The organism is Azospirillum sp. NS33 (assembly GCF_059703765.1).
The window spans coordinates 89,114-112,058 of the sequence record NZ_BAAKJB010000013.1; the positions used below are offsets into that span (position 1 = coordinate 89,114).

Annotated in this window: 24 protein-coding genes; 11 read left to right on the forward strand and 13 right to left on the reverse strand. The window is 72.8% G+C overall.

What is annotated here, in order from left to right:
* Window positions 1–168 precede the first annotated feature (168 nt).
* Window positions 169–846: a GntR family transcriptional regulator gene (locus tag AC6H2I_RS13530; protein WP_497501174.1), complete on the reverse strand. Its 678-nt coding sequence runs from the start codon at window positions 844–846 to the stop codon at window positions 169–171.
* A 164-nt stretch (window positions 847–1,010) separates the two neighbouring features.
* Between AC6H2I_RS13530 and AC6H2I_RS13535 the strand changes: the two genes are divergently transcribed.
* Window positions 1,011–1,652 (forward strand): GntR family transcriptional regulator, encoded by a 642-nt coding sequence (locus tag AC6H2I_RS13535; protein ID WP_497501175.1) that lies wholly within the window; start codon window positions 1,011–1,013, stop codon window positions 1,650–1,652.
* Window positions 1,653–1,671: 19 nt separating this feature from the next.
* On the opposite strand, the gene AC6H2I_RS13540 is transcribed toward AC6H2I_RS13535, so the two are convergent.
* From AC6H2I_RS13540 to AC6H2I_RS13550, 3 genes are read right to left on the reverse strand one after another with little or no spacing between them, the layout of a single operon-like run.
* Entirely contained in the window at window positions 1,672–2,307 is a 636-nt protein-coding gene (locus AC6H2I_RS13540) for a hypothetical protein (RefSeq protein WP_497501176.1), read from the reverse strand.
* A gap of 13 nt (window positions 2,308–2,320) precedes the next feature.
* Entirely contained in the window at window positions 2,321–4,186 is a 1,866-nt protein-coding gene (locus tag AC6H2I_RS13545; protein WP_497501177.1) for a hypothetical protein, read from the reverse strand.
* Window positions 4,187–4,229: 43 nt separating this feature from the next.
* Window positions 4,230–4,712: a type III secretion system chaperone gene (locus AC6H2I_RS13550; RefSeq protein WP_497501178.1), complete on the reverse strand. Its 483-nt coding sequence runs from the start codon at window positions 4,710–4,712 to the stop codon at window positions 4,230–4,232.
* 265 nt (window positions 4,713–4,977) lie between these two features.
* Here AC6H2I_RS13550 and AC6H2I_RS13555 point away from each other — a divergent pair, with 265 nt between their 5' ends.
* The 6 genes from AC6H2I_RS13555 to AC6H2I_RS13580 all read left to right on the forward strand — a co-directional run bounded on the left by AC6H2I_RS13555 (window position 4,978) and on the right by AC6H2I_RS13580 (window position 12,521).
* Complete coding sequence (locus tag AC6H2I_RS13555; RefSeq protein WP_497501179.1) at window positions 4,978–5,814, forward strand: ABC transporter substrate-binding protein; 837 nt, start codon at window positions 4,978–4,980, stop codon at window positions 5,812–5,814.
* A gap of 28 nt (window positions 5,815–5,842) precedes the next feature.
* Window positions 5,843–6,538 (forward strand): amino acid ABC transporter permease, encoded by a 696-nt coding sequence (locus AC6H2I_RS13560; RefSeq protein WP_497501180.1) that lies wholly within the window; start codon window positions 5,843–5,845, stop codon window positions 6,536–6,538.
* Window positions 6,539–6,605: 67 nt separating this feature from the next.
* Window positions 6,606–7,496 (forward strand): dihydrodipicolinate synthase family protein, encoded by an 891-nt coding sequence (locus tag AC6H2I_RS13565; RefSeq protein ID WP_497501181.1) that lies wholly within the window; start codon window positions 6,606–6,608, stop codon window positions 7,494–7,496.
* A 22-nt stretch (window positions 7,497–7,518) separates the two neighbouring features.
* Window positions 7,519–10,446, forward strand: coding sequence for an FAD-dependent oxidoreductase (locus AC6H2I_RS13570; protein ID WP_497501182.1), 2,928 nt, complete (start codon window positions 7,519–7,521; stop codon window positions 10,444–10,446).
* Window positions 10,443–11,171, forward strand: a complete 729-nt coding sequence (locus tag AC6H2I_RS13575) for an amino acid ABC transporter ATP-binding protein (RefSeq protein WP_497501183.1) — start codon at window positions 10,443–10,445, stop codon at window positions 11,169–11,171. The genes AC6H2I_RS13570 and AC6H2I_RS13575 overlap by 4 nt, the downstream gene beginning before the upstream one ends.
* A gap of 18 nt (window positions 11,172–11,189) precedes the next feature.
* Window positions 11,190–12,521, forward strand: a complete 1,332-nt coding sequence (locus AC6H2I_RS13580) for a M20 family metallopeptidase (RefSeq protein WP_497501184.1) — start codon at window positions 11,190–11,192, stop codon at window positions 12,519–12,521.
* A 25-nt stretch (window positions 12,522–12,546) separates the two neighbouring features.
* On the opposite strand, the gene AC6H2I_RS13585 is transcribed toward AC6H2I_RS13580, so the two are convergent.
* The 9 genes from AC6H2I_RS13585 to AC6H2I_RS13625 all read right to left on the reverse strand — a co-directional run bounded on the left by AC6H2I_RS13585 (window position 12,547) and on the right by AC6H2I_RS13625 (window position 19,799).
* A complete protein-coding gene (locus tag AC6H2I_RS13585; RefSeq protein WP_497501185.1) occupies window positions 12,547–12,864 on the reverse strand; it encodes a HigA family addiction module antitoxin in 318 nt (105 codons plus the stop codon).
* A 150-nt stretch (window positions 12,865–13,014) separates the two neighbouring features.
* Window positions 13,015–13,365, reverse strand: a complete 351-nt coding sequence (locus tag AC6H2I_RS13590) for an HVO_A0114 family putative DNA-binding protein (RefSeq protein ID WP_497501186.1) — start codon at window positions 13,363–13,365, stop codon at window positions 13,015–13,017.
* Window positions 13,362–13,661, reverse strand: coding sequence for a toxin-antitoxin system TumE family protein (locus AC6H2I_RS13595; protein ID WP_497501187.1), 300 nt, complete (start codon window positions 13,659–13,661; stop codon window positions 13,362–13,364). The genes AC6H2I_RS13590 and AC6H2I_RS13595 overlap by 4 nt, the downstream gene beginning before the upstream one ends.
* A gap of 124 nt (window positions 13,662–13,785) precedes the next feature.
* Window positions 13,786–15,225 (reverse strand): dihydropyrimidinase, encoded by a 1,440-nt coding sequence (hydA, locus tag AC6H2I_RS13600; RefSeq protein WP_497501188.1) that lies wholly within the window; start codon window positions 15,223–15,225, stop codon window positions 13,786–13,788.
* A 99-nt stretch (window positions 15,226–15,324) separates the two neighbouring features.
* Entirely contained in the window at window positions 15,325–15,987 is a 663-nt protein-coding gene (locus AC6H2I_RS13605; RefSeq protein ID WP_497501189.1) for a GntR family transcriptional regulator, read from the reverse strand.
* Window positions 15,984–16,916 (reverse strand): dihydrodipicolinate synthase family protein, encoded by a 933-nt coding sequence (locus tag AC6H2I_RS13610; RefSeq protein WP_497501190.1) that lies wholly within the window; start codon window positions 16,914–16,916, stop codon window positions 15,984–15,986. The genes AC6H2I_RS13605 and AC6H2I_RS13610 overlap by 4 nt, the downstream gene beginning before the upstream one ends.
* Complete coding sequence (locus AC6H2I_RS13615) at window positions 16,913–18,064, reverse strand: NAD(P)/FAD-dependent oxidoreductase (protein WP_497501191.1); 1,152 nt, start codon at window positions 18,062–18,064, stop codon at window positions 16,913–16,915. The genes AC6H2I_RS13610 and AC6H2I_RS13615 overlap by 4 nt, the downstream gene beginning before the upstream one ends.
* Window positions 18,061–19,512 carry an FAD/NAD(P)-dependent oxidoreductase gene (locus AC6H2I_RS13620; RefSeq protein ID WP_497501192.1) on the reverse strand — a complete coding sequence of 484 codons (1,452 nt, stop codon included), beginning with the start codon at window positions 19,510–19,512 and terminating at the stop codon, window positions 18,061–18,063. Before AC6H2I_RS13620 ends, AC6H2I_RS13615 begins: the two co-directional genes overlap by 4 nt.
* Complete coding sequence (locus AC6H2I_RS13625; RefSeq protein WP_497501193.1) at window positions 19,509–19,799, reverse strand: (2Fe-2S)-binding protein; 291 nt, start codon at window positions 19,797–19,799, stop codon at window positions 19,509–19,511. The genes AC6H2I_RS13620 and AC6H2I_RS13625 overlap by 4 nt, the downstream gene beginning before the upstream one ends.
* A 143-nt stretch (window positions 19,800–19,942) precedes the next feature.
* Between AC6H2I_RS13625 and AC6H2I_RS13630 the strand changes: the two genes are divergently transcribed.
* The 4 genes from AC6H2I_RS13630 to AC6H2I_RS13645 all read left to right on the forward strand — a co-directional run bounded on the left by AC6H2I_RS13630 (window position 19,943) and on the right by AC6H2I_RS13645 (window position 22,909).
* Window positions 19,943–20,755 (forward strand): transporter substrate-binding domain-containing protein, encoded by an 813-nt coding sequence (locus AC6H2I_RS13630; RefSeq protein ID WP_497501194.1) that lies wholly within the window; start codon window positions 19,943–19,945, stop codon window positions 20,753–20,755.
* 75 nt (window positions 20,756–20,830) lie between these two features.
* Window positions 20,831–21,505, forward strand: a complete 675-nt coding sequence (locus AC6H2I_RS13635) for an amino acid ABC transporter permease (protein ID WP_497501195.1) — start codon at window positions 20,831–20,833, stop codon at window positions 21,503–21,505.
* A complete protein-coding gene (locus AC6H2I_RS13640) occupies window positions 21,505–22,194 on the forward strand; it encodes an amino acid ABC transporter permease (RefSeq protein ID WP_497501196.1) in 690 nt (229 codons plus the stop codon). Before AC6H2I_RS13635 ends, AC6H2I_RS13640 begins: the two co-directional genes overlap by 1 nt.
* Entirely contained in the window at window positions 22,172–22,909 is a 738-nt protein-coding gene (locus tag AC6H2I_RS13645) for an amino acid ABC transporter ATP-binding protein (RefSeq protein ID WP_497501197.1), read from the forward strand. Before AC6H2I_RS13640 ends, AC6H2I_RS13645 begins: the two co-directional genes overlap by 23 nt.
* Window positions 22,910–22,945 lie beyond the last annotated feature (36 nt).

The following is a 22,945-nucleotide window of genomic DNA, read 5'->3' on the forward strand; positions in this document are numbered from 1 at the left end:
CGCGCCGCCCTTTTCACCGGAGGCCGCAGGCATCGTGTCGTGCCGGAAGAAAGACTACCACCGGATTGTTTGGGTGACCACCTGTTTGGTCCTACCACTTCGAGTGTGCGTGACGCTGCCGCGCCGTCGCCGACGACGAGTGCGCAGGCTCGTGCCCACCCCGCCGCTCTACCGCACCTGGTCCAGGGCGAAGCGGATCAGGCTTTCGATGTGGGCGGCGACGGTCTTGCGGGTGGCCTTGGCGTCGTTGGCCTCCAGCGCCCGGATGATGGCGAGGTGTTCGGTGGAATCGGGGACCAGCCGGTCCTTCAGGCGGTCGATCTCGAACAGGCGGGTGGTCGCCCGCATGGAGCGCAGCACGCCCGCCATCACCTCGTTGGCGCAGTGGTCGATGAACAGGTTGTGCAGGTTGTCGTCGGAGCGCCAGTGGGCGTCGGTGTGGTGGGCGGTGGCGCTCAGCAGCTCCTCGATCTCGCGGCGCACGTCGACGAACTTGCGCCCGGGGATGCGGCCGATGGCCAGCACCGCCGCCTCGGGCTCCAGGATCTCGCGGACCTTCAGGCTCTGCAGGTACTCGCCCAGGTCGACCCGGCGCACCACGTAGGAGCGGCCGCTGCCCTTGACCACCAGCCCCTCGCCCTCGAGGCGCTGCAGGGCCTGGCGCAGCGGCGTGCGCGAGACGCCCAGCGCGTCGGCCAGGCGCATCTCCACGATCACCTCGCCGCCGCGCAGGCGGCGGTGGCGGATCATGTCGGAGACCGCGTTGTAGGCCTGGTTGGCCAGGTTCAACGCCGGCTCCGGCAGGGCCTCCGGCTCGCGAATCCCAGTGTCCTTCCCGTCGGGCATGTCCGCACGTCCGCTCGAAGCCTCGGTTCGACCGCTGCCACCGGCCGGCGCCGGTGAACGGCTGGTATGCCGGCGGTGGACAACGGTCGCGCCCCCTTGAATACTCCACGCGCGCGCCCCGCGCCACCCCGCTCCCGCACCGCAAAAGGGACGACCCACCCGCCATGGACGACCGGCCCTCGACGGAACCCAAGCTCGCCGAAAGCGCCTACCGGGCGGTCCTCACCGACATCATCCGCTGCGCCCTGCCCGGCGGCACCGTGATCCAGGAGCGCAAGCTGGCGGCCGCCCTGGGGGTGTCGCGCAGCCCCATGCGCGACGCGCTGAACCGGCTGGAGGGGGAGGGGCTGCTGGTGCGCCTCACCGACCGCCTGCTGGCGGTGCGGGTGATCACCCTGGAGGACTACCTGCACAGCCTTGACGTGCGCGCCCTGATCGAGCCGCAGGCCGCCGCGCTGGCGACGCCGCGCCTTGCCGAGACCGAGCTGGACCGCCTGGACGCCCTGCTCGCCGCCATCGAGACGGCGCGCGAGCCGACGCCCGAACAGCACTGGCACTTCGACGACCGCCTGCACGGCGCGCTGGCCGACGCCAGCGGCAACCCGTTCCTGGCCATGACCATCCGCGAGATGCGCCGCTACACCGAGATCTTCGAGCGCCAGACCGTGCCGGCCGCGGTCGCGCCGGGCACCGGCGACCACCGTGTCCTGCTGGACGCCCTGCGGGCGCGCCGGCCCGATGCGGTCCGGAAGGCCATGGCCCAGCACATCCGCAACGTCCGCAAGCGCACGCTGGCCGGCTTCTGAGCCCAGGCGTCCGGCGCCCTCACGCCCCGGACGCCGGCGCCGCCCCCGCCAGCCAGGCCAGCGCCCCGGCCACGGCGTCGGCGGCCGCATCGGCGGCTGGGTGCCACGGCGCGGCGGCGGGGCCGACGACCTGCCAGCCGACGGTGGCGGACCTGGCGTCCTCGACCACGATCAGGCGGTCGGTGGCGGCGAGGCGGCCCGAGGCGCGCGCCTCGTCGGCGCGGACGACCAGCTCCTCGACCCCGACCAGGGCGGTGTTGAGGCGCAGCCGCTCCAACTCGCCGGGCGTGTAGGGGTTGCCGAACGGATGGCGCAGGTAGACGCAGACCGGACCGTCGGCCAGGCTGTAGTGGACGAACCACGACGCCACCCCGTGGCCGCCGCCACCGAACGCCACGTGGGGCGGCAGGGCACTGGTCCGCGCGGCCTCCAGCCAGGGCGCCACGGCGTCCAGGTCGACCCCGGTCGTCGTGGCGTAGCGGTCGGCGCCGAGGCGGCGCAGCGCCCCCACCATGCCGTGGGGCACCGGCGGCAGGCGCAACCCGGCCTCCCGGAAGGCGAGGAACGCGTGCTCCAGCGGCGTGTGGTGGGGTTCCGGGCCGTCGGCGGGGGGGCCGGCGGGGGGGCCGGCGGGCCGCGGCGATGCAGACGTCATGGCGTCGTCCCCTTCAGGTGGTGTGCGTCAGATGGCCGGCGAGGTCGCGGGCGAAGAGATTGCTGGCGCGCGGCTGGGCCTGGAGGAACGCGCCCACGCTCTGGCCGTCGGGCGACCGCCAGGTCTGCCAGTCGTCGACCACGTGGCTTCCGGGCAGGGACAGGGCGTGCTCCCTGGCCTCCTGGAAGCGCAGCCGGGTGGACGCCACCTCCTCGGTGGTCAGCAGGCCCTGGAGCCGGGGTGCCACGTCGCGGTCGAAGTCCGTCCGCTCCAGGCGCTCCCGCATCGCCCGGTCGATCAACGGCGGCAGGCCCATGGCGAAGAAGTTCATGCGGTTGTCCTGCCAGCGCGGGACGTGGTCCTGGCCCGGCGCGAACGCCACGTCGTTGTCGATGCCCGTCACCGTCACCGTCTGCCCCCGGGGGTCGACGGCGATCATGTAGTTCTGGGGGTGGCGGTCGAGCTGCCCGGTGATTGCGTCGTTCCATTGCAGCCCCAGGAGCTGTTCGTGCAGGCTGCCCTCCATCGGGGCGGGCAGCCCGTCGGGAAGCTCGCCGAACGGATTGTTGTCGACGATCCGGAACCGCGACCAGATCTCCTGGCCCGTCTCGTCGACCTCCAGAGCCAGCGAGAAGGCGCTCAGCTCACGGGCCCAGGTGGTGTTCCAGGGGTTGCGCGGGTCGTAGTCGGGCGGCTGCCGAAGCGAGTCGATCTCGTCTTGCAGCGGTTGCGGCAGGTCGGCGACGCGCACCGGACCGAGGTCCTCCCGTCCCTTGGGGGACATGCCGTCGGCCTTCTCCATCAGAAGCCCGAGCTGGCCGCCGTGGAAGACGAACCGCGAGGTGGGGATCAGGCTGGTGCCGAGCGCCTTGTCGATCTCGCGCGTGGCGATGTTGCGGTTGCCGGCGCGCGGCGTGTCCTTGTCGATGCCGGCGAAGGTGGCGACCGTCGACTCGACGCCGACCTGCTCGGGTTTGAAGATCCGCGCCGGGCCGTCGCCGTAGGCGAGCTTCGCCACGGTGTTGTTGACGCCGAACCCGAACCGCCGCTCGGAGCGCGCCGGGTCGATGCGGTCGTCGGTGAAGGTGTCGAAGTCGCAATCCTCCAGATTGATCCCGCAGCGGCGGATCTGCAGCGCCTGCCCGAAGGTCATGCGGTCGGTCAGCCGGGCGAACTCGGGGTCGGCCTCCACCTCGTCGAGCAGCCGGCGCTCGGCCCCGACCTGGTCGAGCAGGGCGCGCATCGCGCCGCACTGCGCCGCCCGATCCGGCGCACCCTCGTGCTTGCGGAGATAGCCGCGCGCCCCCTCCTCGGCCTTGTCCAGTTCGCTCCGGGCGGCGTGGAGCAGGCGGCCGCTGTCGTTGACCTCGCCCAGCGTCACGTCGTTCAGGATGAAGTGGTACAGCTCCAGCGCGCTCTCGACCTCCTTGAAGGCGACGCTGTTGCGGTGAAGGACGAACGGGCCGAGGGCGACGTCCTTGGTGGGCCGGTGGCCGCCCATGCGGTCGACCAACTGCTCGAAGGTCATCAGGCGCGTGTTGACCTGCTCCTGCAGGGCCGGGCTGTGCCGCGAGGGCGGGGGCGGGGGGGCGCGGTCGGGCGGGGGCCGCGCGATCTCCCGGCCGATGCGAAGCCCGCCGGGCGGGTCCCCCTGGGTGACCCCCGGCATCCACCGCGACAGCCGGGCCTGGCTCTCGTCGCGGATGCGCTGGCCGCCCGAATGGTCGGTGGACGGGGCGAGCCCGACGCTGCGCCCCTCGTAGACACCCTGGCTGCCGGTGCCATCGACGTCGCCGCTGCGGCCGCCGCCGCCCTGCGGGCCGCCCACCGTCTGGTCAAGTCGCAGGACGGCGTCGCGCCCGACGATGTTGATCGACATCTGTCCCTCCCCTTATCCCCGGTCACCGCCGGACCGCGTTCCCTCACACCCGCATCAGCCTCGGATCCATTGGTGCCGCCGGTGCCGCCGGCGTGTCGCCCGGGGTGTTGGTGAGGCCGACGGCGAAAAGGTTCCGCCATCGCGCGGCAGTGTCGGCGAACGCCAGGCAGAGCCGGGCCGCGCGCTCGCCATCGAGCGCCTCCAGAGGCCGGGCGAGGGCGAGCACCGCCTCCCCGGTCGCGGAGTTGACGCCGATCGTCGCGCCGCCCGTGCCGGACCACAGCAGGTTGCCCTCGAGCACCGCCCGGAGGATCTCGTCACGGCCGTGATCCGGCACCGTGCCCAGTTCGGCGCGCAACAGCAAGCCGTCGCCCAGGCCGTCGCGTTCGGCCTCCAGCACGACGGTGATGCCGTCGACGGACAGGTCCCAGGCGCCGTGGTCCTGCGCGCCGCCGGTGCCGCCCGGTTCCGGCACGCCGAGGTGCCGGGCCATCGCCGCGACGATGCCATGGAAGGTCTGGGTCATGTCTCGATCCCCCGCCGGTGGACCCCTGGGCCAGGACGCGAACGCGGCAACCCACACCGTGCGTGGCCGTGCGCGCGTGGGTGACCATATTCATCGCACTCCGGAAATGTCGAGACGAACCGGCCGCGGGGGTGGTGGTGGTGCCCGACACGGCGCGCGACACCCTTGCACCTCGGTGCCCATTGTGTATTAAATTGGTATACCACTCGCATGCCGCGGCGCCGCCGACCCGCCCCGCCGGCCCCACCCATTGGAGAGGACCACCATGCCCGCGAACCGGACTTCCCGCCTTGCCCTGGCCGCCGCCCTGGTGCTGGTCCCCACCGCCATGGCGGCGGCGGCGGACTGCACGCCGTCCGTGCCCGAGTCCGCGCTGATCAAGCCCGGCACCCTGGTGATGTCGACCAACCCGACCCTGCCGCCCTTGCAGTTCGTCGACCAGTCCGGTGAGCTGAAGGGCATGCGGGTCGAGCTGGGCCGGGAGATCGCCAAGCGCCTGTGCCTGACGCCCGAGTACATCCGCATCGAGTTCTCGGCGATGATCCCCGGCCTCCAGGGCGGCCGCTGGGACATGATCAACACCGGCATCTTCTTCACCGCCGAGCGGGCCAAGCTGATGCAGATGATCCCCTACGAGAAGCAGGCCATCAGCGTCTCCGTGCCGTCGGGCAAGGGCGCCAGCCTGGCCAAGGTCGAGGATCTCGCCGGCAAGACCGTCGGGGTCGAGATCGGCGGCTTCGAGGAGAACAAGACCAAGGCGCTGAACGAGGAGCTGAAGGCCAAGGGGCTGGAGGGCATGACCATCCGCACCTTCGACAACTTCGCCCTGGCCTACCAGGCGCTGCGCGCCGGCCAGGTCGACGCGGTGGTGTCGATCGACGGCGTCGCCAAGGAGTACGCCGACCGCGGCCAGTTCGAGCGCGCCCTGCACGGCCTGTTCGCCACCCCGGTGGCGCTGGCCTTCAAGAGCAAGCCGCTGGCCGACGCGGTGCTGGGCGTGCTCGAGCAGATGAAGGCCGACGGCTCGTACCAGGCGCTTTTCGACAGCTACGGCGTCGTGCCGACCGACGGCGCCCTCGCCGTCTCCGGTCCGGCGTCCTGATCCGGTTGGGCGGGCCCGGGAGGCGATGATGGCGGTGTGGAGCTGGTCAGGGTTCTTCGACTATCTGGTCAACCCCTACATATTCGCGGGGGCGGTCACCACCCTCTGGCTCACGGCCGTCGCCATCACCGGCGGGCTCGTCCTCGGCTTCGGCCTGGCGCTGATGCGGCTGTCGCCGCGGCGCGCCGTCTCGGTGCCGGCCGGCGCCTACATCTGGCTGTTCCGCGGCACGCCGCTGCTGGTGCAGCTGATCGTCATCTACACCGGGCTGCCCCAGCTGGGCATCCGCCTGAACGTCGTGGAATCGGCGCTGATCGGCCTCACCCTGAACGAGGCCGCCTACCTCGCGGAGATCGTGCGCTCCGGCATCCTCGCGGTGCCCCAGGGCCAGGTGCGGGCGGCCCGCGCGCTGGGCATGCGCGAGCCGCAGATCATGCGCTACATCATCATGCCCCAGGCCCTGCGCATCATCGTGCCGCCGCTCGGCAACTCGGTGAACGGGCTGCTCAAGACCACCTCGGTCACCTCGGTGATCTCCATGGAGGAGCTGCTGCGCCGCACCCAGGTGCTGATCCAGGAGCGCTTCATGGTGCTGGAGCTGTTCGCCGTGGCCGCCCTCTACTACCTCGTCATCACCACCCTCTGGGACATCGTGCAGCGCCGCATCGAGCGCCGCTTCGGCCGGGCCTACCAGCAGGTCGGCGCGGCCGGCGAGCAGCGGTGACCCCCCCATCCCCTTCCCTTCCCCCTGCCGACTGCGAGGCGCGGCCGCCGGCCGCGGATCCCTTCCCATGACCAAAGCATTCCGCGGCACCTTCACCGTGATGATCACGCCCTACGACGCCGAGGGGCGGGTCGACCGGGAGGCGCTGGCCGCCTTCACCGACTGGCAGATCCGCAGCGGCATCCACGGCCTGATCCCGCTGGGCTCCACCGGCGAGTTCCTGTCCTTGAGCGAGGAGGAGCGCGACGCCGTCGCCTCCACCGTCATCGCCACCGCGGCCGGCCGCGTGCCCGTGCTGATCGGCACCGGGGCCGAGGACACCCGCGAGGCGCTGCGCCTCAGCCGCCGCGCCGAGGCGCTGGGCGCCGACGGGGTGATGATCATCCCGCCCTTCTACTCCACCCCCACCGACGACGAGCTGGTGCACCACTACGCCACCATCGCCGCCGGGATCGGCATCCCGATCATGGTCTACAACAACCCGGCCACCGCCAACGTCGACCTGAAGCCGGCGCTGGTGGCGCGGCTGGCCGCCATCGACGGCTGCGACTACATCAAGGAGTCGACGCTGGAGGTGACCCGGGTGCGCGACATCATCCGCCTGTGCGGCGACCGCATGACCGTGTTCGGCGGCATCCTCGGCTTCGAATCCTTCGTCGAGGGCGCCCAGGGCTGGGTGGCGGTGGCGTCCAACGTCGCCCCCGGGCCGCTGGCCCGCCTGTTCACCCTGGTGGCCGACGAGACCCGCATCCCCGAGGCGCGCGCCCTCTATCTGGAGTGGCTGCCGGTGATCGAGGCGGTCGGCGGCCAGCGCTACGTCGCCGGCACCAAGTCGCTGCTGACCCACATGGGCTTTGGCGCCGGGGCGCCGCGGCCGCCGCGCCTGCCGCTGCCGGCCGACGCCGACGCCGAGATGCGCCGGCTGGTCGAGGCCTTCGGCCTGCGCTTCCAGGCCTGACCGGGGTGGGGGGCCACGCATCATGCGGCTGAGCACCGCCGGCGACGCCACGGCGGGCGTCACCATCCGGTTCGACGGCCGGCCCCTGACGGCCCGCGCCGGCGAGACCGTCGCCGCGGCGCTGCTGGCCCACGGCATCGCCGCCCAGGGGCGGGGCGGGGCGGGCGAGCTGCGCGGGGTCTATTGCGGCATGGGGGTGTGCCACGACTGCGCGGTCGTCGTCGACGGGCGGGCCGGCGTGCGCGCCTGTATGACCAAGGTGGCCGAGGGCATGGTGGTGGCCTCCCAGCCGGCTCGGCCGGTGGCCGCCGGGTCCGGTGCCGATGTGGCGTCGCTGCCCGACGGCCCGCTGCCGGAGGAGGCGGTGGAGGTGCTGGTGGTGGGCGCCGGACCCGCCGGCCTGGCCGCCGCGCTGGCCGCGGCCGAGGCCGGCGCCGGCGTGCTGGTGATCGACGAGCGGCCGGCCCCCGGCGGCCAGTTCTTCAAGCAGCCGGCAAGCCCGGCGGCGGCGCCCCCCGGCGGCCCGGACGCCCAGGCCCGCCGCGGCGCCCGGCTGATCGACGCGGTGCGCGCGCGGGGCGTGGCGCTGCGCGACGGCACCCTGGTGTGGGGCGCCTTCCGCGAGGAGGACGGGCTGGTGCTGGGTGTGGTGCGGGGCGGGCGCGCCGGCTACCTGCGCCCGCGCGCGCTGATCGTCGCCACCGGCGCCTTCGAGCAGCCCGGCGTCTTTCCCGGCTGGACCCTGCCCGGGGTGATGACCACCGGGGCGGGGCAGACCCTGGCGCGCAGCTATGGCGTGGCGCCGGGCCGGCGCATCCTGGTGGCCGGCAACGGGCCGCTCAACCTGCAGGTGGCGCTGGAGCTGGCGCGCGGCGGCGCCACCGTGGTGGCGGTGGCCGAGGCCGCCCCCGCACCCTGGACCCGCCCCGCCGCCGGCCTCGCCATGGCCGCCGCCGACCCGGCGCTGGCCGTGGCCGGCATGCGCCAGCTGGCGGCGCTCGCCCGCCACGGCGTGGCGGTGCGCTGGGGCCACCGGCTGCTGCGCGTGTCCGGCGCCGGCCGGGTGGAGGAGGCGGTGCTGGCCGGCCCGGACGGCCACGAACTCCGATTGGCCGTCGACGCGGTGTGCGTCGGCGAGGGCTTCGCCCCGGCCAACGACCTCGCCCGCCTGCTGGGCTGCGACCACCGGGTGCGCCGCGACGGCGCCGCCCGGCTGGAGGTGGTGCGCGACGACGCCGGGGCCACCTCGCAGGGCGACGTCTTCGTGGTCGGCGAGGCCGGCGGCTTCGGCGGCGCCCTCATCGCGCTCGACCAGGGCCGCCTCGCCGGGGCCGAGGCCGCCCGCCGCCTCGGCCACGCCGGTGTTGCGGATGCCGGCGCGCCGCGCCGCCTGGCCCGCCACCGCCGCTTCCAGGCGGCGCTGTGGCGCCTGTTCGCGGCCACCCCCGCCGGGCTGTCGCGCGCCGACGACGCCACGCCCGTGTGCCGCTGCGAGGGGGTGGCCCTGGGCACCCTGCGCCGCGCCATCGCCGAGGGCCGGGTCACCGACATCGCCGCCCTGAAGCGCCTGACCCGGGCCGGCATGGGGCGCTGCCAGGGCCGCTACTGCGCGCCGCGCCTGGCCGAGCTGCTGGGTCCGCCGGCCGACGAGGAGGGGTTTCCCGCCCCGCAGATGCCGCTGCGCCCGGTGCCCGCCGCGGCGCTGGCCGTGGAGAAGCCGGAATGGGGCGGCCACAAGCGCGCCCTGCTGCCGCCCTTCCCGCCGCTGCCCGACACCGCCCCGCTCGACGTGGCGGAGGCGTCGGTGGTGGTCGTCGGGGCCGGCATCGTCGGCGTGTCGACGGCCCTGTTCCTGGCCCGCGCCGGGGTGGACGTGGTGGTGCTGGACCGCGGCCAGCCCAACGCCCGGGCGTCCGGCGGCAACGCCGGCAGCCTGCACGCCCAGCTGCTGTCCTTCGACCACGGCGCCAAGGCCGAGGGCGGCGGCGGGGCGGCGGCCCGCACCCTGCCGCTGCAGCGCGAGTCCATCGCCCTGTGGCAGACCCTGGAGCGCGAGACCGGCCGCGACCTGGAGCTGAAGATCACCGGCGGCCTGATGGTGGCCGAGGACCAGCGGGCGCTGGCCTGGCTGGGCGAGAAGACTCGCGTCGAGCGCGCCCAGGGCGTGAGCTGCGAGGTGATCGACGCCGCCGCCCTGCGGGCGCTGGAGCCGGCCCTGGACGAGCGCTTCGTGGGCGCGGCCTGGTGCCCGGAGGAGGGCAAGATCAACCCGCTGCTGGCCACCCAGGCGGTGCTCGACGCGGCACGGGCGGCCGGCGCGCGGGTGTTCGCGCGCACCGACGTGCTGGCGATCGAGCGCCGGGACGGTGGCTTCCTGGTGCACACCCAGCGCGGCGTGCTGCGGGCGGGGCGGGTGGTCAACGCCGCCGGCGCCTTCGCCGCCCGGGTCGGGCGCATGCTGGGGGTGGAGGTGCCGGTGTTCGGGGCGCCGCTGCAGATGATCGTGACCGAGCCGGCGGCCCCCCTGGTCTCCGCCCTGGTCGCCCACGCCGACCGCCACCTCACCCTGAAGCAGGCGGCCAACGGCAACCTGCTGATCGGCGGGGCGTGGACCGCCGGCCTGGATCCGGTGCACCACCACCCGCGGCCGCTGCGCGCCAGCCTGGAGGGCAACCTGTGGGTCGCCCAGCACGTCCTGCCGGGGCTGCGCCGTCTCAACGTCCTGCGCACCTGGGCGGCCATGAACATCAACATCGACGGCGCGCCCATCCTGGGCGAGCACCCGGCGGTGCCCGGCCTCTTCACCGCGGTGACGTCCAACGGCTACACCCTGGGGCCGATCGCCGGGCGGATCACCGCCGACCTGATCACCCGCGGCGACGCCGGCCGCGACCTCTCCGCCTTTTCCATCACCCGCTTCTCTCCCGGTCCGGAGGCCGTGCGCGCATGATCGCCATCGACAACCTCAGCAAATGGTACGGGTCCTTCCAGGTCCTGCGGAACTGCACCACCCGCGTCGCCAAGGGCGAGGTGGTGGTGATCTGCGGCCCCTCGGGCTCGGGCAAGTCGACGCTGATCAAGTGCGTGAACGCGCTGGAGGACTTCCAGGAGGGCAGCATCGTGGTCGACGGCACCTCGGTCGGCGCCCCCGGCACCGACCTGCCGGAGCTGCGGGCGCGGGTCGGCATGGTGTTCCAGAACTTCGAGCTGTTCCCCCACCTGACGATCCTGGAGAACCTGACCATCGCCCAGGAAAAGGTGCTGGTGCGCCCCCACGACGCCGCGGTGAAGAAGGCCCGCGCGCTGCTCGACCGGGTCGGGCTGGCCGACCACGCGGCCAAGTACCCGCTCCAACTCTCCGGCGGCCAGCAGCAGCGGGTGGCGATCGCCCGGGCGCTGGCCATGGACCCGGTGGCCATGCTGTTCGACGAGCCGACCTCGGCCCTCGACCCGGAGATGGTGTCGGAGGTGCTGGACGTGATGACCGCCCTGGCGCGGGACGGCATGACCATGATGTGCGTGACCCACGAGATGGGCTTCGCCCGCCGCGTCGCCAGCCGCGTCATCTTCATCGACCAGGGGGAGATCGTCGACGACCGCCCCACCGCCGAGTTCTTCGGCAACGAACGCAGCCCGCGCGCTGAGCAGTTCCTCGGCAAGATCCTGCAGCACTGAGCGGGCGGAGGAACCGGCATGGACGACGCGATCGCCCGCCTGGGCGCGGCGCTGGAGCGTGACGGCGGGCGTGCGTTGGCGGGGCTGCGCGCCCTGATCCAGGCCGGGCGCGGCGGCGAGGCGGCGGTGCAGGACCGGGTGGCGGCGGCGCTGCGCGCCGAGGGCTGCACGGTGGAGACCGTGCGCTACCGCCCCGCCGAGGTGCCGATGGTGGCGGAATTCGCCGCGGCCGGCGCCATGGACGCCGACGAGCGGGCCTGCGTCGTCGGCCGGCTCCCTGGGCCCACCATGGCCGGGCGCAACGGCGGTCGCAGCCTGGTGCTGTTCGCCCACCCCGACGGCGAGCCCGTGGCCGGCACCGGCCGCTGGCGCCACGACCCCTTCGCCGGGGTGGAGGCGGACGGCCGGCTGTACGGCTGGGGCGTGGCCGACGACCTTGCCGGCGTCGCCACCATGGTGGAGGCGGTGCGGCTGCTGCGGGCCGCCGGGCTGGAGCCCCGCGGCGACGTGATCCTGGCCAGCACGCCCAGCAAGCGCCACGCCCGCGGCGTCTCGGCCCTGCTGCACCGCGGCCTGACCGCCGACGCCGCGGTCTACCTGCACCCCGCGGAATCCGGTTCCGGTCTTGGCGAGGTCAAGGCCTTCGCCGCCGGCCAGCTTGACTTCCGGGTGGTCGTCGACGGCTGCCCGCCGCCCACCACCGAGCCGCACCAGACCGGCTTCGCCCACCAGGGCGTCAACCCGCTGGACACGGCGCTGCTGGTCCACCGGGCGCTGTGCGACCTCGACGCGCGCCGCGCCGCCACGGTGCGCCACCCGCGCCTCGAGGCCGCGGTGGGGCGCTCCACCAACCTGATGCTGTCCCACATCGCCTGCGGCGAGCCCGACCGGCTGTCGCGGATGGCCGAGCGCTGCACCCTGGGCGGCGCCCTCTCGTTTCCGCCGCCCGAAACCCTGGCCGCCGTGCAGGAGCAGGTCGCCGCGGCGGTGGCCGGGGCGGCGGCCGGCGATGCCTGGCTGGCCGTCCACCCGCCGCGGGTGCTGTGGGACGCCGGGGTGACCGGGGCGGAGGTGCCGGAGCACCACCCGCTGTGGGGTGCGGTGTCGGCCGCCATCGTGGCGGCGACCGGCGCGCCGCCGCGGGTCAACCCCATGCACACCTCCAGCGACATCCGCAACCCGATGGTCCAGAAGGGCATCCCCACCGTGGGCTTCGGCCCCCTGTGCGGCGACCTCACCCAGACCGGCGGCCACGACGAGTGGGTGGACGTCGCCGACTACCGCCGCGGCGTCCTCGCCTGCGCCGCCCTGATCGCCGCGTGGTGCGGCGTGCGCGGGCCGGTCACCTGACGGGGTGCCGGCAATGTGATGCGCGTCAGGCCGCTCTATCGATGTTCGGCAGGGGTTGGATGGCGTCCAGGGCCTGCCCCAGCTCGGCGCGGGCCTTCTTCGTCTCGAAGAGACTCTGCAGGTTGGTCCAGTACCCGGGGTCCGTCCCGAAGGCCTTGCCGAAGCGGAGCGCCATGGGGGCGGTGATCCGTCGCTTGCCATTCAGGATCTCGGTCACCGCGTTCGGTGGAACGCCGATGTGATCCGCGAAACGCCGGGCGCTCATGTCCAGCGCCTCCAGTTCGTCGCGCAGGATCTCGCCCGGGTGGATCGGCGGCAGGGTGTCGACAGCCGGGTAGGTCATGACGGCCCTCAATGGCAGTCGGTGATTTCGACGTCGTAGGCTTCGCCCGGAAGAACCAACACGTCAGCGCCGGCGGGCACATCCCCGATGACCGCCCAGCGGAAGCACACCCGCCACTGGGCAACCGAATGGCCCTGTTTTCGCGTCCTGCTACAGCGCGATCCGCGCGTTCAGCGCGTCGGCCTCCACGCGCAATCCGTCCTCGTCGCGGTCGATCAGTCCGGCGTCCTCCAGCGCGCTCACGTCCGCATGGACGTTCTTGTAGTCCCTGCCCAGTTGGCGCGCGAGGGCATGGACCGATGCCGCGGGCTGGCGGTGCAGCGCGCGCAGCAACTCCATCCGCTTCGGCGTCATGGTCCGGACCAGGTCTTCCCAGGTGGGGAAGTTGATCTCCTTCACCGGGTCGACGTGCTCGCCGGCAGCGGCCCGTTCCATGCGATCGGCGATGCGTGCCGCCGTCTCCCGCAGATCGGCGCCCACGGTGATCTTCACTTCGCTCATCGCCTCATTCCCTTGACCATCTCGACATCATCCAGGAAATCCTGCAAAAGCCTTTCCGGGTTGACGAACGTGTACGGCAACTCCTGACCAAGAACGTGCTTGTGGTCGCCCTTGCCCTGCTCATTGTCATAACCGACCAACCGTTCCCCCGGATAGCCGTAGAACAAAGAATATTTGTATGGATGGGTGCATGGTTCAACGGGCGTGGGAACCAGCCACACCACGATCTTGATTCGACTTCCATCGGCGGGATTGATGTCCCGAAAATCATGCAGGGGAATGGCTTTCCGCCTCATGGACGAACTGTAACCGAATTAATGGTGGTGTACACCACCATAATGGCTGGCGCCCAAGCCACGCCCCCGGCACCCGCCCTCCGCCCGGGTGGGGGCGGCGGACAGGCGCCGGGGGTGCCGCGGTTCAGGCGCCGTATTCGGTGGGGCGGACGCCGCGCGGGGCGGCGCAGGGGGACAGGCCGCGCTTCTGGAAGCGGCCATGGCCGGGGGTGCCGACCACCGTGCCCTTGTCGACCACCACCGTGCCGCGCACCATCACCGTCTCCGGCCAGCCGGTCACCTCGAAGCCCTCGTAGGGGGTGTAGTCGGCGCCGTGGTGCATGATGTCCTGGGTGATGGTGACCCGGCGCTCCGGGTCCCAGATGGCGATGTCGGCGTCGGCGCCGACGCAGATGCTGCCCTTCTGCGGGGCCAGGCCGTACATGCGGGCGTGGTTGGTGGCGGTCAGCGCCACGAACTCCTGCAGCGTGATCCGGCCCTTGCCGACCCCTTCGGAGAACAGGATGGGCAGGCGGACCTCGACGCCGGGGATGCCGTTGGGCACCCACTTGAAGGCGGTGCGGTCGCCGTGACGCTTCTTGCCCTGGGGGGTGTCGTAGCGGAACGGGCAGTGGTCGGACGAGAACACCGAGAACACCCCGGTCTGCAGGCCCAGCCAGCAGGCGTCCTGGCTCGCCTTGTCGCGGGGCGGCGGGCTGCACACGTACTTGGCGCCCTCCATGTTGAGGCCCTTGAGGTCGTCGGCGGTCAGGGTCAGGTACTGGGTGCAGGTCTCGCCGTAGACCTTGAGGCCGCGGCTCTGGGCCCAGCGGATCTGCTCGATGGCGTCGGCGGAGGAGACGTGGACGATCATGATCGGCACGTCGACGATCTCGGCGAAGCTGATCGCGCGGTGGGTCGCCTCGCGCTCCACCGGGATCGGCCGGGATTCCGCGTGATAATAGGGGTCGGTGCGGCCGGCCCGCTCCAGCCGCTCGGTCAGGAACTTGATGGCGTCGTAGCCTTCGGCGTGGACCATCACCAGCGCACCCTCGCGCCGCGCCACGTCGAAGGTCTCCAGCAGCTCGCGGTCGTTCAGCTTCAGGTCGTCATAGGTCATGAACACCTTGAACGACGTGTAGCCGTCCTGGACCAGCGCCGGCAGCTCCTGCCCCAGCACGGATTCCGTGGGATCCGCGATGATCAGGTGGAAGCCGTAGTCGATCAGGCACTTGCCGTCGGCCTTGGTGTGGTAGTCCTGGACCGCGGCGCGCAGCGACCCGCCCTTGGCCTGGAGCGCGAAGGGGATCACGGTGGTGTTGCCGCCGCACGCCGCCGAGGTGGTGCCGCTGACGAAGTCGTCGGCCATGAACGTCTCATCGCCGCTGTACTGGTCGATGTGGACGTGGCTGTCGATGCCGCCCGGCAGCACCAGCCGGCCCGACGCGTCGATCGCCGGCGCGTCGGCGGCGATGCGCTCGGCCAGCGCGACGATCCGCCCGTCCTTGATGCCCACGTCGCATCGGCTCGTTTCCGCGGCGGTGACCACCGTGCCGTTGCGGATCACCAGATCGAAGTCGGCCATGTCGTGCTCCTTGGTCGTTGCGGCGCCGGCCGGGCCATGGCCGGGGCCTGCCTAGAAAAGAGGATCCGGGCGCCGCTGGCCAGCGCCGGGCGCGCCCGCTCAGCGCCGGTCTGGCATCCGCCCGCTCAGCACCGCCAGCGCCTCCTCCTGCAGGTTGCGCAGGTGCGCCAGCAACGCGCGCTTGGCGTCGCGGCCGTTGCCGGCGGCGAAGGCGTCGAGGATGGCCAGGTGCTCCGCCCCGTCCGCGGCGACCCGGCCGAACGGGCTGGAGATCTCGAACAGCCGGGTGCTGATGCGCACCTGGCGGATCAGCCGGGCCAGCACGGCGTTGCCGCTGTGCTCGGCGAACAGCAGGTGCAGCCGGTCGTCGAGCGCCCAGTGGCGGCTCTCCTGCTCGCGCGCCACCATCATGGCCTCGATGTCGGCGCGCAGGGCGGCGATCACCGCCGGCGGCACCCGGCCCAGCGCCAGCCCGATCGCCTCGCCCTCCAGCAGCTCGCGCGCCTTCATGCTCTGGAAGAACTCCGGCGCGTCGACCCGGCGCACCGCGTAGGAGCGGCTGCCGTTGCGTTGCAGAAGCCCCTCCCCGGCGAGGCGGCCCAGCGCCTCGCGCATCGGCGTGCGCGAGATCTGCAGCTCCTCGGCCAGCCGCCCCTCGACCACCACCGCTCCGCCGGGCAGCCGGCGCTGCAGGATCAGCGCCGACAGGGTGTCGTAGGCCAGCGCCGCGCGGTTGCCGTCGCGGCCCGGGTCGTCCGTCACAGCAGCCCGCCCGCCACCAGGGCACCGCGCAGCATCGCCATCTCGTCCTCCGGCAGGGGGCCGATCGGGGGGCGCACGGTGGCGTGGGGGATGCGCCCCAGCAGGGCCAGGCAGGCCTTGAGCCGGGCGGTGGCGTGGCCGCCGGGCGGGGTGCCGTAGATGGCCTTGGCCAGGGGGTAGATCACCTCGTGGTGGCGGCGCGCCGCGGCCAGGTCGCCGCGGCGCACCGCGGCGTCCAGGCCGACGATGGCGTCGGGCACCAGCACGGCCAGGCTGACCAGGCTGCCCTCGCTGCCCAGCACGAAGCAGGTCAGCAGGTGCTCGTCCCCCGACGCCATCACCGAGACGTGGGGGGCGGCCGCCTTGACGGTGCGCCGCGTCGCCTCGTAGGCGGCGGTCTCCCAGCTCCCCTCCTTGACGGCGACGACGCCGGGCAGGCGGGCCAGGCGCTCCAGAACGTCGGGGGCGTAGGCCAGGGTGCCGGCGCGCACCCCCGCCTGGTACAGCATCAGCGGCAGCCCGGCCGCCTCGCCGATCATGCGGTGGTGGGTCACCGCCATGTCGGCGTCCTGGGACAGCGCCCAGGAGAAGGGCGGGAACACCATCAGCGCGTCGGCGCCGGCGTCGCGGGCGTCGGCGCCGTGCCGCTGCGCCTCCCGGCTGTCCTCGGCGTTGATGCCGCACACCACCACGGCGCGGTCGCCGACGGTGTGGGCGGCGATCTCAACGACCCGGCGCTTCTCGGCCCGGCTCAACGCGAAGTTCTCGCCGGCGTGGCCGTTGATCAGCACGCCAGCGACGCCCGGCGTGGCCATGGCGTCGGTGAGGTGGGCGGCCAGGGCCGCCTCGTCGATGGCATGGTCGGGACCCATCGGGCAGACCGTGGCGACGTAGACGCCGTCGAAGGGCGCGGGGCGGTCGGGGATCATGGGTGGTCTCCCAAAGGCGGTCCCGGGGGGACTTGGGGCGCGGCCGGCAGCAGCCGGGCCGGGTCGAACAGCGGCCGCTCGGGCTCGCGCCCGAGGATCAGGTCGGCCAGCAGATGGCCCATGTAGGGTCCGCTGGTGTAGCCGGAATGGACGCTGCCGATGACGAAGGCGTCGGCCACGCCCGGCACCGCGCCGATGACCGGCAGGGCGTCGGCGGTTTCCGCCTCCAGCCCCAGCCAGATGCGGGCGACCCGTGTCTCGGCCAGCGCCGGGATCACCCAGCGGGCCAGCCGTGCGTTGCCGATGAGGTTGTCGGGGATGGTCTGCACGCCGCCCCGCACCGGGTCGCCGATGCCCTGCCAGCCGCCGCCGATCAGCACCGTGCCGTTGGCGAACTGCTTCAGCGACAACAGGCCGTTGGCGACGCTCAGCACGGTGCGCATCACCGGGCGCAGGCGCTCCGTCACGATCAACTGGTTGATCAGGCACTTGATGGGGATGGCGAGGCCCAGCCAGCCCAGCATCTCCTCCAGCCACACCCCGCCGGCCAGCACCAGCCGGCGCGCCCGCACCACCGCGCCGCCCGCCGTGCGCAGGGTGAAGCCGCCATCGCCGGCGTCGACCCCGGTGACCGGGGTGTTCTCGAGCACCGCGGCCCCCGCCTCGACCAGGGCGGCGCGGAAGGCGCGGCCGGTGAGGTAGGAGCTGGCGAAGCCGTCGATCGGGCAGTACGCCGCCAGCCGCACCCGGTCGCTCAGCCCCGGCTCCACCGCGCGCGCCCGCTCCGGCGGCACGATCTCGATGGGCGCGCCCTGCTCGCGGCGCACCGCGGCGCGGGCGCGCAGCAGCTCCTCCTCGTCCGGGGTGAAGGCCAGGGACAGGCCCTCGGTGTGGGTCGCCAGGACGCCATGGCCCAGCCAGCGCTCGGCGTTCAGCCACAGCTCGTGGCCACGGATCGCGTAGGGGATCAGCGCCGCCCGGGTCATGTGCAGGGTCAGCGTGCCGGCGTTGACGCCCGACGCCTCCCGGCACAGCGGCCCGCGGTCGACCAGCACCGTGCTCATGCCGCCGCGCGCCAGCATGAGCGCGGTGGTCGCCCCCATCACCCCGCCGCCGACCACGGCGACGTCGACCATCGGCGCGCTCATAGGGGGGCCGCCTTCGGAATGGGAATGTCGGCGTAGTCGTAGTCGCCGGTCAGCAGGTCCATGGGGATGGGGCGCAGCGGCGCCCGGCCGGTCCAGAACCCCGCCCGCTCGCGCCCGCCGACCGGATCGGCGTCGAGGGCACCGGCGACGATGGTCGCGGCGGTGTCGCCGCACATGCGGCCCTGGCAGGGCCCCATGCCGCAGCGGGTCCAGGCCTTGACCTGGTTCATGTCGGTGGCGCCCGCGGCGACCGCCGCGTCGATCTCCGCGCGGGTCACGTCCTCGCACCGGCACACCACGGTGTCGGCGGACACCCCGTCGGTCTGGCCCGGGCGCAGCGCCATCAGCCCGCCCATGGCACGGCCCAGGCGTGCCGCCCGGCGCAGGCGGCGGCGCAGCGGCTCCGTCGCCCGGCGGTGGGCCTCGGCGTCGATGCGGCCGAGGTCGCGGGCGGCGGCGTGGCCCGCCAGCTGGCCCTGGAGATGGGCGGCCTCGGCGCCGGAGATCCCGGCCCCGTCGCCGGCCACGTAGAGGCCGGGCAGCGAGCTGCGGAAATCGTCGTCGGTCTCGGCGATCCAGCCGCCCAGCGCGGCGTCGAAGCGGTGGCGGGCGCGCAGCAGCCGGGTCACCTCGGTGGCCGGCACCAGCCCGTGGCCGACGACGACGCTGTCGACGGTGACCGTGCGCTCCGGGGCGCCGTCGATCGGGCGGCGCGCGGCGTCCACCGCGCCCAGGGTGGCGACCAGGAGGTCGCCCTCGGCGCGCACCGCGCGGATCCCGGTGCGGAGATGGACGGGCGTTCGCGCGCCGTGGATGCGCGCCGTCCAGCCCAGGCCGCGCAGCGCCAGGCGCGGCCGCCCGGCCAGCGCCGGGGCGGTGGCCAGCCAGTCGCCGGGGCCGGACAGGTCGGCCACCGCGGCCACCGTGCCGCCCCCTTTCAGGATGCCGGCCGCCACCGCCGTCAGCAGCGGGCCGCAGCCGGCCACCAGGGTGCGCCGGCCGGGCAGCATGCGCTGCGCCTTCAGCAGGACGGTCGCCGCCGCCAGGCCGATGACGCCGGGCAGGGTCCAGCCGGGGAACGGCACCACCCGTTCGGTGGTGCCGGTGGCCACCACCAGGGCCGGGGCGGTCCAGTGCACCGGCCCGCCGTCCGCCACCGCGTCGACGCGGAAGCCGGGGCTGACCTGCCAGACCCGATGGGAGAACCGGGTGGTGATGCCGCCGGCCGCGAGTCGGCGCCGCAGCGCCGCGCCGGCCGCCGCGTCGGGCGAGGCCGCCGGGTCGTCGCCGCCGGCGAAGGCGGCGGGCGGGGCGCGGTAGACCTGGCCGCCGGCCGCCTCGTTCTCGTCGGCGACGATCACCGACAGGCCGTGAGAGGCCGCGGCCAGCGCCGCCCCGGCGCCGGCCGGGCCGGCGCCCAGCACGATCAGGTCGACCGCCGCGCTCATGGCGTGCCTCCGGCCCCGGTGGTGACCGACAGCCCGTCGCGCACCGCCGTCTGGCAGGCCGGGACGCGCCGTCCGTCGACCACCACCACACATTCCTGGCACGCCCCCATCAGGCAGAACATGCCCCGTGGCGTGCCGGCCCGCGGGCTGTGCCGCAGGCGCCGCGTGCCTGCCGCATGGAGCGCCGCGGCCACGCTTTCCCCGGCGAAGGCGCTGAGCCGCTCCCCGTCCACCGTGATGGTGACGGGGGCGCCGCGCGCCCCGTCCGGACCCGTGCGAACACCCATGATGCCTCGCGTCTGCATTCATCGCATTGACAAGCTAGCAAACCGGTGTTCCCATGTGTACAAGAATCGTATACGCATTGTATACGATACGGGTCCCGAGGGTCCGCCCCCTGCGGGAACCATCCCAACAGCGGAGGTGCAACGTGCTGAAACCCAGTCTTCGCCGCGTCCTGGCCGCGGTGGCCGTCGCCGTGGCCAGCCTCGCCGGCGCCCACGCCGACGCGCGCACGCTCGACGAGATCATCGCGTCGAAGAAACTGATCGTCGGCGTCAACCCGACCCTGCCGCCGCTCGGCATCTACAACGACAAGAACGAGATCGACGGCTTCGACGTGGACGTCGCCAAGCGCCTGGCGGCGATGCTGGGGGTGGAGGCGGAGATCGTCCAGGTCGGCTCGCCCGACCGCATTCCCTTCGTGCAGAGCGGCAAGATCGACATGGTGCTGGGCGCCATGACCCGGAACCCGGAGCGCGCCAAGGTCATCGACTTCACGGTGCCGGTCCACACCGAGGTGTTCGGCGTGCTGACCACCAAGGCCAAGCCCTACACCGACTGGAAGGAGCTGAACGTCGAGGGCGTCAAGCTGGTGCAGGTGCGCGGCAGCACGCCGCTGAAGTTCATTGGCGAGAACCTGCCCAAGGCCGAGGTGCTGCAGCTCGACAACTACCCCGACGCGGTGCGCGCGCTGGCCCAGGGACGGGCCGACGCGATGGTCGACGTGATCGACTTCATGGGCGAGCACATGAACACGCACCAGGTCGACTGGAAGGTCGTCGAGACCCCGGTCGACGTCTACTACTGCGCGATCGGCGTCTCCAAGGGCAACGACTCCCTGCGCAACTGGCTGAACGTGGCGCTGTTCGACCTGCACCGGCGCGGCTTCATCGGCGAGACCTGGAAGAAGTGGTTCGGCATCGACATGATCTTCGACGTCAAGGCCACGCCCTACTTCTGATCCCCCGACCCCGGCGCCGCCCGGCCCCCGGGGCCGCGGCGCCGGCCCTGTTCCCTGCCCCCGTCAGGACCGGCGATGGACATCACGCTGCAATTCGGCCAGGTCACCCCGCACCTGCCCTTCCTCCTGGGCGGGGCGTGGATCAGCCTGCAGATCGCCGTCCTGGCGTTCTGCGGCGGCATGGTGATCGGCCTTCTCGGGGCGACGGCCCTGACCTTCGGCCCGACCTGGCTGCGGCGCCTGGTCGGCGCCTATGTCGGCTTCTTCATGAACACGCCGCAGCTCGTCCAGATCTACTTCATCTTCTTCGCCCTGCCCGACGCCGGGCTGCTGCTGGAGCCCTACGAGGCGGTGCTGCTGGGCATGACCATCAACGCCGGCGCCTACCTCGCCCAGATCCAGCGGGCCGGCTTCGCCTCGATCCACCGCACCGAGCTGGAGGCGGCGGAGACGCTGGGCTTCTCGCTGATGCAATCGGTCCGCTACGTGATCCTGCCGCACATCATGAAGGTGCTGTTCCCGCCGCTGTCCAATCAGTACATCCTGATGACGCTGGGCACCTCCATGGCGGCCATCTTCGGCGTCGAGGAGCTGACGGGCCGCGCCCTCAACCTCAACGCCGAGACCTTCCGGTCGATCGAGGTCTTCTCCATCACCGCCGGCCTCTACGTCGCGATCACCTTCGTCGCCACCCTCCTGCTGGCGCTGGTGGGGCGCACCCTGTTCCGCGCCAAGATGAGGATCCTGTGATGCTGGAGCGCATCATCGAGGAGGCGCCGCGGTTCTTCGGCTACTACAACCTGCTGTTCCTGGCGCAAGCGCTGGGAGCGACGGTCCTGCTGTCGGCGGTGGGGTGCGCCGTCGGCATCGCCGGTGGCTTCGTGCTGGCGGTGGTGCGGCGCACCGGCGGGCGCGGCCTGGCGCCGCTGCGATGGCTGGCCGTCGGCTATGTGGAGATCTTCCGGCGCGTGCCGTTCCTGGTGACGCTGCTCCTGATCTTCTTCCTGTTCGAGGCGCTGCGGCTCGGCCTCAGCACCTTCCAGGTGGCCCTGGTCAGCGTCTGCCTGATCGCCACCGCCTACATCGCCGAGATCGTCCGCGGTGGCCTGGACGCCGTCCACCGCACCCAGTGGGACGCCGCCGCGGTGCTCAACTTCAGCTATGGCCAGACCCTGCGCTGGGTGGTCGTGCCCCAGGCCTGGCGGATCATCCTGCCGCCCGCCTTCAGCTACTTCGTCCTGTTCATCAAGGACACGGCGCTGGCCTCCCAGGTCGGCGTGCTGGAGCTGACCTACGCCGGCAAGGTGCTGAACAACAAGGGGTTCTCGGCCGCGCTGGTGTTCGGGTCGATCCTCGTCCTGTATTTCCTGGTGTCCTGGCCGCTGGCGCGCGCCGGGGTGTGGATGGAGAAGAAGCTTGCGCCATCTCGAAATCGCTGACCTGCGCGCCGACTACGGCAGCCACACCGTCTTGGAGCGCATCAACCTCGACGTCGACAAGGGGGAGATCGTCAGCCTGATCGGCCCCTCGGGGTCGGGCAAGAGCACGCTGCTGCGCGTCATCCTCGGCCTCTTGCCGCCGATCGCCGGCCAGGTGCGGGTCGACGGGCGGGTGGTCGACTACACCAACCGCCGCGACGTGCGCGAGGTGCGCTCGCGCCTCGCGGTCGTCTTCCAGCAGTACAACCTGTTCCAGAACATGGACGTGCTGCGCAACGTCACCATCGCCCCGGTCAAGGTGAAGGGCCGCCCCCGCGCCGAGGTCGAGGAGGAGGCGACATGGCTCCTCCACAAGGTCGGGCTGGGCGACAAGCTCGCCGCCTATCCCGACCAGCTCTCCGGCGGCCAGCAGCAGCGCGTCGCCATCGCCCGCGCCCTGGCGCTGAAGCCGGAGATCCTGCTGCTGGACGAGGTGACCTCGGCCCTCGATCCCGAGCTGGTGAACGAGGTGCTGGACACCATCCGCCTGCTGGCCAGCGACGGCATGACCATGCTGATCGTGTCGCACGAGATGGCCTTCGTGCGCGAGGTCTCGTCCAAGGTGGTGTTCATGGCCGAGGGCCACGTGGTGGAAAGCGGCCCGCCGCAGCGGATCTTCGATCGGCCGGAGATGCCCCGCACCAAGGACTTCGTGGGCAAGATCCTGCGCCATTGACGGGCCGGCCCCGCCCCCTTGCGGAGGGCGGGGCCG

Coding starts and splice junctions, on each gene's coding strand:
- AC6H2I_RS13530 (WP_497501174.1), bottom strand. CDS start 846: ATGCCCGACGGGAAGGACACTGGGATTCGCGAGCCGGAGGCCCTGCCG.
- AC6H2I_RS13535 (WP_497501175.1), top strand. CDS start 1,011: ATGGACGACCGGCCCTCGACGGAACCCAAGCTCGCCGAAAGCGCCTAC.
- AC6H2I_RS13540 (WP_497501176.1), bottom strand. CDS start 2,307: ATGACGTCTGCATCGCCGCGGCCCGCCGGCCCCCCCGCCGGCCCCCCC.
- AC6H2I_RS13545 (WP_497501177.1), bottom strand. CDS start 4,186: ATGTCGATCAACATCGTCGGGCGCGACGCCGTCCTGCGACTTGACCAG.
- AC6H2I_RS13550 (WP_497501178.1), bottom strand. CDS start 4,712: ATGACCCAGACCTTCCATGGCATCGTCGCGGCGATGGCCCGGCACCTC.
- AC6H2I_RS13555 (WP_497501179.1), top strand. CDS start 4,978: ATGCCCGCGAACCGGACTTCCCGCCTTGCCCTGGCCGCCGCCCTGGTG.
- AC6H2I_RS13560 (WP_497501180.1), top strand. CDS start 5,843: ATGGCGGTGTGGAGCTGGTCAGGGTTCTTCGACTATCTGGTCAACCCC.
- AC6H2I_RS13565 (WP_497501181.1), top strand. CDS start 6,606: ATGACCAAAGCATTCCGCGGCACCTTCACCGTGATGATCACGCCCTAC.
- AC6H2I_RS13570 (WP_497501182.1), top strand. CDS start 7,519: ATGCGGCTGAGCACCGCCGGCGACGCCACGGCGGGCGTCACCATCCGG.
- AC6H2I_RS13575 (WP_497501183.1), top strand. CDS start 10,443: ATGATCGCCATCGACAACCTCAGCAAATGGTACGGGTCCTTCCAGGTC.
- AC6H2I_RS13580 (WP_497501184.1), top strand. CDS start 11,190: ATGGACGACGCGATCGCCCGCCTGGGCGCGGCGCTGGAGCGTGACGGC.
- AC6H2I_RS13585 (WP_497501185.1), bottom strand. CDS start 12,864: ATGACCTACCCGGCTGTCGACACCCTGCCGCCGATCCACCCGGGCGAG.
- AC6H2I_RS13590 (WP_497501186.1), bottom strand. CDS start 13,365: ATGAGCGAAGTGAAGATCACCGTGGGCGCCGATCTGCGGGAGACGGCG.
- AC6H2I_RS13595 (WP_497501187.1), bottom strand. CDS start 13,661: ATGAGGCGGAAAGCCATTCCCCTGCATGATTTTCGGGACATCAATCCC.
- hydA (WP_497501188.1), bottom strand. CDS start 15,225: ATGGCCGACTTCGATCTGGTGATCCGCAACGGCACGGTGGTCACCGCC.
- AC6H2I_RS13610 (WP_497501190.1), bottom strand. CDS start 16,916: ATGATCCCCGACCGCCCCGCGCCCTTCGACGGCGTCTACGTCGCCACG.
- AC6H2I_RS13615 (WP_497501191.1), bottom strand. CDS start 18,064: ATGAGCGCGCCGATGGTCGACGTCGCCGTGGTCGGCGGCGGGGTGATG.
- AC6H2I_RS13620 (WP_497501192.1), bottom strand. CDS start 19,512: ATGAGCGCGGCGGTCGACCTGATCGTGCTGGGCGCCGGCCCGGCCGGC.
- AC6H2I_RS13625 (WP_497501193.1), bottom strand. CDS start 19,799: ATGGGTGTTCGCACGGGTCCGGACGGGGCGCGCGGCGCCCCCGTCACC.
- AC6H2I_RS13635 (WP_497501195.1), top strand. CDS start 20,831: ATGGACATCACGCTGCAATTCGGCCAGGTCACCCCGCACCTGCCCTTC.
- AC6H2I_RS13640 (WP_497501196.1), top strand. CDS start 21,505: ATGCTGGAGCGCATCATCGAGGAGGCGCCGCGGTTCTTCGGCTACTAC.